The sequence below is a fragment of the Komagataeibacter xylinus genome, from assembly GCF_004302915.1.
In the GTDB taxonomy this organism is placed as follows: domain Bacteria; phylum Pseudomonadota; class Alphaproteobacteria; order Acetobacterales; family Acetobacteraceae; genus Komagataeibacter; species Komagataeibacter xylinus_C.
Genome location: NZ_QQBI01000058.1, coordinates 1 through 9,366, shown reverse-complemented (window position 1 = coordinate 9,366; position 9,366 = coordinate 1). Strand labels below are relative to the sequence as shown.

General features: G+C 48.5%; 11 protein-coding genes and 3 pseudogenes. 10 read left to right on the top strand and 4 right to left on the bottom strand.

The features are described from left to right. The coding region (locus DV027_RS16445; protein WP_242621979.1) for a transposase at positions 1-256 on the bottom strand (256 nt) is incomplete at its 3' end. Between the two features lie 211 nt (positions 257-467). Between DV027_RS16445 and DV027_RS16440 the strand changes: the two genes are divergently transcribed. Together DV027_RS16440 and DV027_RS16435 are read left to right on the top strand one after the other, a co-directional pair. Beyond that, entirely contained in the window at positions 468-1,166 is a 699-nt protein-coding gene (locus tag DV027_RS16440; protein ID WP_130732915.1) for a hypothetical protein, read from the top strand. Positions 1,167-1,174: 8 nt separating this feature from the next. Next, the gene (locus tag DV027_RS16435; RefSeq protein ID WP_207303529.1) at positions 1,175-2,785 is read left to right on the top strand and encodes a hypothetical protein; all 1,611 of its coding nucleotides are present in this window, start codon (positions 1,175-1,177) and stop codon (positions 2,783-2,785) included. 76 nt (positions 2,786-2,861) lie between these two features. Here the strand turns inward: DV027_RS16435 and DV027_RS17980 are convergent. Next, a pseudogene (locus tag DV027_RS17980) lies at positions 2,862-3,086 on the bottom strand (integrase core domain-containing protein); the annotation flags it as partial. Between the two features lie 57 nt (positions 3,087-3,143). On the opposite strand from DV027_RS17980, the pseudogene DV027_RS17685 reads away from it, so the two are divergent. Further along, a pseudogene (locus tag DV027_RS17685) lies at positions 3,144-3,245 on the top strand (transposase); the annotation flags it as partial. Here DV027_RS17685 and DV027_RS17975 read toward each other — a convergent pair. Next, positions 3,218-3,529, bottom strand: a pseudogene (locus tag DV027_RS17975) (transposase); the annotation flags it as partial. The pseudogenes DV027_RS17685 and DV027_RS17975 overlap by 28 nt on opposite strands. 193 nt (positions 3,530-3,722) lie before the next feature. On the opposite strand from DV027_RS17975, the gene DV027_RS16420 reads away from it, so the two are divergent. The 7 genes from DV027_RS16420 (at position 3,723) to DV027_RS16390 (ending at position 7,698) form a co-directional block, all read left to right on the top strand. Further along, positions 3,723-4,019 (top strand): WGR domain-containing protein, encoded by a 297-nt coding sequence (locus DV027_RS16420; RefSeq protein WP_048481289.1) that lies wholly within the window; start codon positions 3,723-3,725, stop codon positions 4,017-4,019. Positions 4,020-4,072: 53 nt separating this feature from the next. Beyond that, positions 4,073-4,651 (top strand): tyrosine-type recombinase/integrase, encoded by a 579-nt coding sequence (locus DV027_RS16415; RefSeq protein WP_242621978.1) that lies wholly within the window; start codon positions 4,073-4,075, stop codon positions 4,649-4,651. Between the two features lie 88 nt (positions 4,652-4,739). Continuing rightward, entirely contained in the window at positions 4,740-4,994 is a 255-nt protein-coding gene (locus DV027_RS16410) for a ribbon-helix-helix domain-containing protein (RefSeq protein WP_130732912.1), read from the top strand. Between the two features lie 3 nt (positions 4,995-4,997). Then, a complete protein-coding gene (locus DV027_RS16405; protein WP_130732911.1) occupies positions 4,998-5,417 on the top strand; it encodes a putative toxin-antitoxin system toxin component, PIN family in 420 nt (139 codons plus the stop codon). 363 nt (positions 5,418-5,780) lie between these two features. Continuing rightward, positions 5,781-6,434, top strand: coding sequence for a ParA family protein (locus tag DV027_RS16400; RefSeq protein WP_130732910.1), 654 nt, complete (start codon positions 5,781-5,783; stop codon positions 6,432-6,434). Then, on the top strand, positions 6,434-6,751 hold the full coding sequence (locus tag DV027_RS16395; protein WP_082086123.1) for a hypothetical protein: 318 nt from the start codon (positions 6,434-6,436) through the stop codon (positions 6,749-6,751). Before DV027_RS16400 ends, DV027_RS16395 begins: the two co-directional genes overlap by 1 nt. Beyond that, positions 6,748-7,698, top strand: a complete 951-nt coding sequence (locus DV027_RS16390; RefSeq protein WP_112209711.1) for a replication initiator protein A — start codon at positions 6,748-6,750, stop codon at positions 7,696-7,698. Before DV027_RS16395 ends, DV027_RS16390 begins: the two co-directional genes overlap by 4 nt. Positions 7,699-8,572: 874 nt before the next feature. On the opposite strand, the gene DV027_RS16380 is transcribed toward DV027_RS16390, so the two are convergent. Beyond that, positions 8,573-9,169, bottom strand: a complete 597-nt coding sequence (locus DV027_RS16380; protein WP_029329811.1) for a recombinase family protein — start codon at positions 9,167-9,169, stop codon at positions 8,573-8,575. Between the last annotated feature and the right edge of the window lie 197 nt (positions 9,170-9,366).

Genomic DNA, 9,366 nt, shown 5'->3' with positions numbered 1-9,366 from the left:
TCAATGGCTGATCACCATATCCGTGCTGGGGAATTTTCCGACAGCACATGTGGGGAATTTTGAAACAGCATTTACACTTGCCCGAAAAGGTCGCTGCCATGCCCTCGATCGCCTGACGCTTCCACTGGGCAATCATCGTCTGATGCACACCGTGCTTCGACGCCAGTTCCGACAACGTCTGCTCGCCACGGATCGCCTCAAGAGCCACACGAGACTTGAACTCACACGAATACCGTTTCCTCGTAACCTTGCCCATCAGTCCCTGTCCTTATCCAGGCCGGGGATAGCTTATCACCCTGTCCGATTTTCCGGGGCCACCTCTAACCTCACCCCTTCACAGGGTGCCCCAACCCGACAGGCTGCTAGGCTTTAGAAAATTCTGTAGGAAATCTATAAAAACTAACTTGGAAAGATGGTATATATATAATAAAAATTGAACTTAATCACCTAGCAAAAGGATAAAAAAAATGGATATAAAAGAATATTTTATTAGAATAAACACTGAGTCTCAGTCTGTTTTCAATAATTCAATATTAAAAAAAGACAAGCTTGGCAATCTTCATCATTTATCTTCATGTATATACGAATTTTCCAATTACGTAACAGATAACCAAGAAAAAAGAATATTAGAAACAGTTTGTGCTCAATTGGAGTCGTCTAACTATAACTTGATAATAGGTCTATATAGGCAAGCGTTTTCTTCACTTAGGCTTGCTTTAGAGATGGGGTTAGCGGCCATATACTTTTCCGCTCGGAAATTGGAGTTTAATGAATGGATTGACGGTCGGATGGATATCAAATGGTCCAAATTAGTTGATGAAGAAAACGGTGTTCTATCTAAGCGATTTGCTAAGGCATTTTTTAGTGATATGGTAGAAGAAGTAGAGAAATACCGAGATAATTCTATATCTGTTTACAGGAATCTATCAGAGTATGTTCATGGAAATAATGAAACGTGGATAAATAGTGGAATAAAAATTTCATACAATGAAGAATTTTTTGAAAAGTATTGTGTATATTATAAAATAGTATGTGAAGTAATATTATTTACAACAATGTGTAGGTACGTAAAAACATTAGATGAAAAGGACCGAGAGTCCTTGCAATTTTTACCAGAAGAATTTAACCATATATTGAAAATCAGAGAATTGTTTGGTCGATCTTAAGGGAGGGAATGATGAGTGAATTTTATCTTCGAACAGAAAGTATAAAACAATCAGATATTTTGAATCTTTCAGTTGTCAATGCCGCTGATAAAAATATTTTGGATGCCCTGAAATCTAATGAGCCATGCCTTTTAGAAGGCTCTAGAGGGACTGGTAAATCGTTTTTGATGCGGATAGCTGAGTTGGAGTTGGAAGCTGAGGATAACTCATGTGTTACGGTTTTTGTTCCATTTAACATGAGTTCTTTAATTACTACTGAAGACAATTTGCAGTTTTATCATTGGATGATGGCAAAGACTCTGAAATGTTTACTTAATAAACTTAGGAAACGGGGAGTAGTTGTTTCGAATTTAACGGCAAATATATTAAGTAATGATGAAAGTGGCTCTGAAGAAACGGTTGAGCATTCTTTATCAAAAATAGTGAAATCATTTGAAGATTCGTACAAAAAAAGAGTTCCAATAGATATATCATCTCTTCCAGATATTGAAGATGTAAAAGAAGCTGTACAAATAATATGTGAAGATAATTCTATAGGAAAAATATTTTTCTTTTTTGATGAAGCTGCACATGTATTTAGACCAAATCAACAGCGTCAGTTTTTTAATTTATTTAAGGATCTTAGGTCACCATACATTACGTGTAACGCGGCAATTTATCCGGGGGTAACGTACTTTGGTGATTCTTTTGAGCCTATACACGATTGTATATATAAAAAATTAGAAAGAAATATTTCCGATTCTGATTACCTGCAATATTTTAAAGATATCGTCTTTAAACAATCTGATCTTTCTTTAAGAGAGGAAATAGATAGACATAGAGAATTATTTAATACATTGGCGCTTGCATCTGGAGGAAATCCAAGAATGTTATTGAGGACTATACAGGATTTAGAAAGATTTAATTCTAGTAATGTTAATTATGTAATTAAATCTTTTTATAGACACAAGATATGGTCAGAACATACTGACTTAGGAGAAAAATACAAAGGACATCAATCAGTAATAGATTGGGGAAGAGATTTTCTAGAGACAAAAGTAATGCCTCGCATAGAAGAATATAATAAATCAAGAAAAGATAAAGGTATAGAAGAATCAACTATATACTTTTGGATTCATAAAGATGCGCCCGAAGCCGTAAAAGAATCTTTAAGATTGTTAACTTATACAGGAATAATTAGAAAAGTAGATAGCTCTATAAGAGCAACTAGATCAGAGCTTGGAACAAGATATGAAATAAAATACGGATGTGTGCTTTCTTTAGATAGCAATCCCCAATCAGAATCAAAATATTTCTATAAAAATTTATCTATAAAAAAGTTTATTGAATTTGGTAAAAATCATCCCTCTTATTCAGGTAGTGAGAATATTTTTTCTAAAGATGACTTACAATACGAGGAATCTTTGAGGTCATTATTGAATAAGCCAATAGATGTATTGATTGCTCTTACGAATTGGCAAAAAGATAAATTAAAATCAGCAGGAATTAATACGATAGAAGATCTTCATAATAATTCTGAAGAAAATCTAATAAAAAATATATATGGCGTAGGGCCGTCGAGAGCTCGTACAATGAAAAATGCAGCTACGGCTGAACTTTTAGAGTATATATCTGGATAAAATTAATGCTAATTTAAATTAAATCTATATAAATTATGTATTATATAGATTGACGTTCTCCCCTTTTTGTTACCTCTTAAAAAGAGAGTTTCCAGTTTTTATGGCTTTGGGTTGATGGGATGACAAGTGTCTCGGGGGCATGCCCCCGAGACACTTGTCTGGCGACCTGATCCGGTGTCCTGCCACCCAGTTGGGAATGGGGGCGCACCGTATTGTAGTCTTCCCGCCAGTCAGCCAGAACCTGTCGGGCATGGCTGAGAGACGTGAACAGCGTCTCGTTGAGGCATTCATCCCTCAACTGAATAGCCCCTAGATTTCTGGACGCCTTGGCTCCTAAAAATGAGGACAGGAGGCGTTGATGGGGAAGCCCAATTTCAGTGATGAGTTCAAGCGTGATGCGGTGGCGCAGATTACCGAGCGGGGATATGCGGTAGCGGAAGTTTCGCAGTGGCTTGTCGTGCCATCAAGAAAGACCATGCCGAGGTCTTGATCCCTGTCTTTGACCTTTTCAAAGAGGCGCTGCCACACTCCAAGCTTCGACCATCGAATGAACAACTGTGCGGCAATCCACCAGGGACCAAACCCAGATGGCAGAGCGCGCCATTTTGCACCGTTCTGATGGTGCCAGAAAATCGCGGATATCGTCCGTCGAAGGTTCTTTGGTGGGGTCTTGCCCTTCGGACGGACTTCCTCGATCAAAGGCTCCCAGACGGACCAGGCGGTATCGGAAAAGACAGACTGCATCATGCTCATCATAAACAGCTATACAATCCGTTCTGTCATTCAAGGCCTAACAGGCCCTAGAAAAAATGATCCTTCCTGATACACTATGGGTAATAGTGTAACAGGCAAGGCCTGAAACCGGCCGGCCGGTTCCGCGAGCGGGGCAGTTTTCCTGTGCGGGCCGGGTGATATGTGTTACACTTCTCAGGATATCATGCCCAAACCCGTCCCGAAGGCCCCTGTCCGGCCGCCTTGCCAGCTGTCGCTGTTTCCCGAAACGGCGGCGCTGGTGCGCGTGGACCCGGCGACCAACTGCTGGCGCTTCTATTCCCTGTCGCTGCAGCCCGACCTGTTCGGCGGCACCGCCCTGGTACGGCAGTGGGGGCGGATCGGGACGGCGGGGCGGCAGGTCTGCGCATTATATGATGATGCCGGGCAGGCGTGGGACGCCCTCGCCCGCCAGCTCCGGGTCAAGCGCCGGCGGGGCTATCGCGACAGGGGGGCCGGATGAGTGCCCCCCGAAACCCGGGACAGCGGGCGATCCCGGCCGGCGCCCCCGGCGGGATGCAGCTCTTCGACCGCGACGGGAGCCGCAAATACCTCACGGTCGCCGAGCGGGCGCGCTTCCTGCGCGCAGCCGAGCAGGCGCCGCGCGAGGCCCGTACACTGTGCATGACCCTGGCCTGGTCAGGCTGCCGCCTGTCCGAGGCCCTCGCTTTGACAGCGGACCGGGTGGACCTCGCCGGCGGCGTACTGGTGTTCGCCACGCTCAAGAAGCGCCAGGACGGGATCTATCGCGCCGTGCCGGTGCCCCCGTCCCTCCTCGAGGCCCTGGATCTGGTGCATGGCATCCGTGAGGCGCAGCGCCGGCGGGGGCGTGGCGCAGGTGTCCGGCTGTGGCCCTGGTCGCGCATGACCGGCTGGCGGGCCGTGCACGCGGTCATGGTCGCCGCCGGCCTGTCCGGCCCGGCCGCCTCCCCCAAGGGCCTGCGCCATGCCTTCGGCGTCGCCGCCGTCTCCAGCGGTATCCCCCTCAACATGGTGCAGAAATGGCTCGGCCACGCCCAGCTCTCCACTACCGCCATCTATGCCGATGCCGTCGGCGCCGAGGAGCAGGATATCGCTCGGAAAATGTGGGGGTAATGCATTTTGTGAAGATGAAATCGGATTGCACAGATATATATAGGCGCTTATCATGATAAGCGTATAAGACCTTATGTGGAGATATGATATGTCTACTGATATGACTCGTTGGACGGTTTCAGTCTCCCGCGAAACCGACATCACCGTACGTAGTTTCCTGGCGCAGCGCGGCATGAAGAAAGGCGACCTGTCTCGCTTCATCGAGGAGGCGGTGCGCTGGCGCGTGTTCGACAGGACGATGGCGGAAGCCCGGAGTGGGTTCGCAGATATGGAGCCGGACGCCCTAGAGGACCTGATCGGCGAAGCCGTGACCGCTACGCGGGCAACGGACAAGGCCAGCTAAGGCGTGCGTCTAGTCATCGATACCAATCTTCTCATCAGTGCCTTGCTTTCTGAAAAATCCCTGCCAGCGCATTTGCTCGGGCTATGGCGGGCAGGACAATTCGATCTGCTGACGTCTACCGAGCAGCTAGATGAGTTGCGGCGCGTGACACGGTATCCCAAGATCCGTTCCCGTCTGCCGCCCACTCTCGCCGGCCGTCTGGTCAATGAAGTCCGGGATCTGGCTGTTCTCATTGTAAATCTTTCTGCTGTGGCAGTCTCTCCGGATCCGGATGACGATTATCTTTTGGCGATGGCATCTGCTGGAAAAGCCGATTTTCTGTTAACGGGCGACAAGCGCGATATTCTGGACCTGCGGGTCTATGATGGTGTGAAGATCATCACAGTAAGAGCATTTCTGGTCATGCAGGGGATCATGCCGTGAGTGTGGTTGATGGTTCTATCCCGGCAGAAGCCGAGGGCAATCGGTAGGCTGACCGTACCGTGCTCAAGGGGCAGATTAAGGGAACGGGCACGCGAGTGTAGCCTGCGGTTTAAGGTGTATCTGCTGTCATCCCTTATGAATTGGTTGCTCGATATAGTTGAGTAGGTGTGCTCTTTGATTAGTCTGGTCCGGCGTCATGGCTTGCGGATCGAGAGCCGTGACGTCTCCCTTGATGAAGCCGAGTGCATTAGGATGCGATATAAATTCTAAGCGAATATGCAACTAAGCGAATATGCGATTAAAGTTGTTTGCTACTAAACGAATAATCTATATAAAAAGCATAGTCGCTTAGTAGGAGGCATCATGCAGACTTGGGCCGTGATTGCGCAGAAAGGTGGGCAGTCGAAAACGACGATTGCAACGGCTTTTGCTGTCGAAGCCGCCAGTGAAGGCGCAGCGGTTGTGATTCTTGATGCTGACGATCGGCAAGGATCAGCTCTCTATTGGTCTGAGAGACGAGAGGCTGATGACGTAATGGTGAAAGATAGCAGTGTTGCAGGATTGCCTTTGCATGTTTCGCGAGGACGTAAGAGTGGAAAGCTGGATCTCATCATCATTGATACGCCAGCAAACTCAAAAGACATTGCTATGTTGGCGGCAGAACAAGCTGACTTCGTAGTGATCCCAGTCGCTCCGCGTGGGTTGGATGTTCATTCTGTGCTGCAAACCATAAAGCAGGTTCAGCAAGCAGGAACACCTTTTGCTGTGATTCTCACCCAGGTTCCTTACCAAGGTTCAGAAGGGAAAGATGCTCGAGCGGGCTTCATCGCTAAAGGCATCACTATGTTCGATACAGAACTTCATTTTCGTAAGGATTTTTATAGAGCAACACCGATTGGGAAAACCGCTGCCGAATTGGATTCAGATGGTAAGGCCGCAGCTGAACTACGCTCTGCTTATGCTGAGATTAAGCGACTAAGCGGTTATGCGAATAAACCATTAAGCGAGATAGTATAATGGTGAAACCCAAGAAAGCATCGGCATTAGCCGGCATTTTTGAGGAAGAAAGTGCCCCTGTATCTCCGACGGTTGTAGCGGAAAATGTGCCTAAAGAGGCTACTACCCGATCACCTCTTGATGGGAACGCACCTTCGCCACGCAAGAAAAATAGTCATCCTGGCAAAAAACCGGTTTTGATCCATATCCCAGAGGATATGCACCGTACACTCCGTCAGCTGAGTGTAGAGGAAGGTGGAGAACCTTTGACGGTTATTACCGAGCGTTTATTGCGCCAATATCTGGTGCAGCGAGGGCACACTAGGTTTGCACCATGAGTAAACGGCGTGATCCGAACCCCGAGTTCGACTTTTTTATTCCGTTAATGAATGATCTTCCGTTGAAAGATCAGCGGGAAGTGATGGAGCGGCCATTTTTCTCACTTCAGAAACGTAAACGCCTTAAGCCAATTGAATATCGCAGTCCAAATGGCGAAGCATGGGTGAAAGTTGAAGCCATGCCAGCTTATGGCATGGCGACAATATGGGATGCCGACATTCTTGTGTGGGCTGCTTCCGTATTAAATCGGATGAAAGAGCAGGGGATCAATGATCTTCCGCGAACGCTTACAACAACAACCTATGATTTGTTGCGCGGCATTCGACGGGGAACAGGGGGACGTGCTTATCAGGAATTGCAAGCTGCTCTTTCGCGTCTAGAAACAACATCCATCCGTACATCATTACGGGCACCTAAGCGCCGTAATGAGGCTCAGTTTGGATGGTTGGATGGATGGACGCTGGAAGTAGATCCAGACACAGACCAGCCGCGTGGAATGACGATCACCCTATCAAACTGGGTTTATGAAGGCATTGTAAGTGAGCGATCCTTGCTGACAATGCATCAGGATTATTTTCTTTTATCTGGTGGATTAGAGCGGGCCCTCTATCGGATCGCACGTAAACATGCTGGTCAGCAGCGAGGTGGGTGGATATGCCGTGTCGAGGTGCTGCATGAAAAAACAGGTAGCGATGCGCAGCCTAAAGAATTTAATCGTATGCTGCGGAAGATCATCGAAGCAGACCAACTTCCGGATTACACCATGTCGTTGACTCAGACTGTTGAAGGCACACCGGCAGTGATGTTTCAGTTGCGAGGTATTGAGGCAGCGACTGAGCTGCATAGGAAGCTCGAAAAAGAAAGAGAGCGCGTAGAAGCAGATCGTCGGCGTGCTGAAGAGGTGGATGGGTTGATGGATCGTTTGTCACGAGGGCGGCCTCGTTAAACTATCGTGGTTTCACCCACCCAATGAGTTCTCTCTGTAGTCAAAATGAGAGTTACTACGACTCGAAACTACTCAAGCTATAGGGAATGCTGCGTTTTCCTGTGGAAAAGTATGGTTAACTGTCGTGGTTTCACCCACCCAAGCATCGTGGTTTCACCCACCCAAGCATCGTGGTTTCACCCACCCAAACACGTGGTTTCACCCACCGCCCATAACCGTAATAGACTGTTATCAATCGTGTTTTCATGGTTTTTTTAGTGCTTAACTTTCTTAACTATATATTTTAACAAAATTCTTAACAAAAAAGGCACCGCCTCTTGGGGGCTACGCCCCCGCCGGCTCGCGGCCTATGGCCGCCCCGATCGCGCTTCGCGCGATCTCCCACCCGGCATCCCCCTACTCGCCCTTTCAGGGCTGCGCTAAGCAGACATGCCTACGGCGCGAAATCATAATCTGACGATGCGTTCCCGCATCGTCGCTCCACTAGCACCTTCCTCTCCCGCGTCGGCGCCTTCGGCGCCCTACGGGGCTCCCGCTCCGCGCTCGCCCGACGCCTGCAACATCAGAAAAACCGAGCAAGACCGCAATCTGCTCAAGACGCACCGGTGTTCAGGCGATCATTCAGCAGATCACATGTCACAACATGCCCGCCAGACGCCACAGGATGGCCGTGCAGGCGTTATTGTGTGTGGTGGTTAGGTTGATGAGGGCAATAACGGGAATTGCGCTTTGTGCGGCCTCTCAGGGCGCTCTGCGGGCCTTGTCAGGAATTAATGGGCTGGCCGAAATCGAGATCACCCCGCTGGGTAATGGCCTTCACTGGCCCCATCTCATCTTGATGGGGTCACGACACGAAAGTGTACTTTACGTACGCTTAGAGTGAACCCAACAAGAACGTTGAGGCTGTTCTGCTGAGAGTTCGATAGACAGTTGGCCGAGAAATAGAAAACAGTTCTGAAAGATCGCTGATGGAGTAATCGCCGGTATCATACATCCGGCGAAGCTCTTTTTGCTGACGTTCAGAAAGCTTGGGTTTCTTTCCGCGTAGTTTACCTTTGTCGCGTGCAACGGCCATCCCTTCACGAGTACGCATCCGGATCAGATCGGCTTCAAACTCCGCGAAAGTCGCAAGGATGTTGAAGAACAACTTGCCCATTGGATCAGACGGATCGTGAATACTGTTCCCAAGTTGAAGCTTCACGCCACGGGATGCCAGGCTGTCGCCAATAAGCCGTGCATCAGGGACAGAGCGGGCCAGTCGATCAAGCTTTGGTACGACCAAAGTATCGCCACTACGAACAGCCGCCAGTGCCTGGTCAAGGCCGGCCCTTTCCCGGTTCGTGCCGGTGAAGCCCTTGTCGGTGTAAATACGATCGGCAGAAACACCGAGTTTGAGCAGTTCCTGATGCTGGGCCGCGAGATCCTGTTTGTCCGTCGAGCAGCGGGCATAGCCGATCATTATGTGTGTCATACGGGAAAGTGTAACGTATAAGGCCCCATGACTGCAAAACATATGGTACCACCTTTATGAGACACAGCACACGGCTGTATTCCATGACGTGTTGCACTTGTCCGGGACAGTCCGTCCAACGATCCCCTTCCGGACACATGAAGGAGACATCCGATCATGGCGCGGCGCCGTCTTCTGACCCGTGAAGCTCTCGCCCG

Coding starts and splice junctions, on each gene's coding strand:
- DV027_RS16400 (WP_130732910.1), top strand. CDS start 5,781: ATGCAGACTTGGGCCGTGATTGCGCAGAAAGGTGGGCAGTCGAAAACG.
- DV027_RS16415 (WP_242621978.1), top strand. CDS start 4,073: ATGCAGCTCTTCGACCGCGACGGGAGCCGCAAATACCTCACGGTCGCC.
- DV027_RS16410 (WP_130732912.1), top strand. CDS start 4,740: ATGTCTACTGATATGACTCGTTGGACGGTTTCAGTCTCCCGCGAAACC.
- DV027_RS16420 (WP_048481289.1), top strand. CDS start 3,723: ATGCCCAAACCCGTCCCGAAGGCCCCTGTCCGGCCGCCTTGCCAGCTG.
- DV027_RS16435 (WP_207303529.1), top strand. CDS start 1,175: ATGATGAGTGAATTTTATCTTCGAACAGAAAGTATAAAACAATCAGAT.
- DV027_RS16390 (WP_112209711.1), top strand. CDS start 6,748: ATGAGTAAACGGCGTGATCCGAACCCCGAGTTCGACTTTTTTATTCCG.
- DV027_RS16395 (WP_082086123.1), top strand. CDS start 6,434: ATGGTGAAACCCAAGAAAGCATCGGCATTAGCCGGCATTTTTGAGGAA.
- DV027_RS16440 (WP_130732915.1), top strand. CDS start 468: ATGGATATAAAAGAATATTTTATTAGAATAAACACTGAGTCTCAGTCT.
- DV027_RS16380 (WP_029329811.1), bottom strand. CDS start 9,169: ATGACACACATAATGATCGGCTATGCCCGCTGCTCGACGGACAAACAG.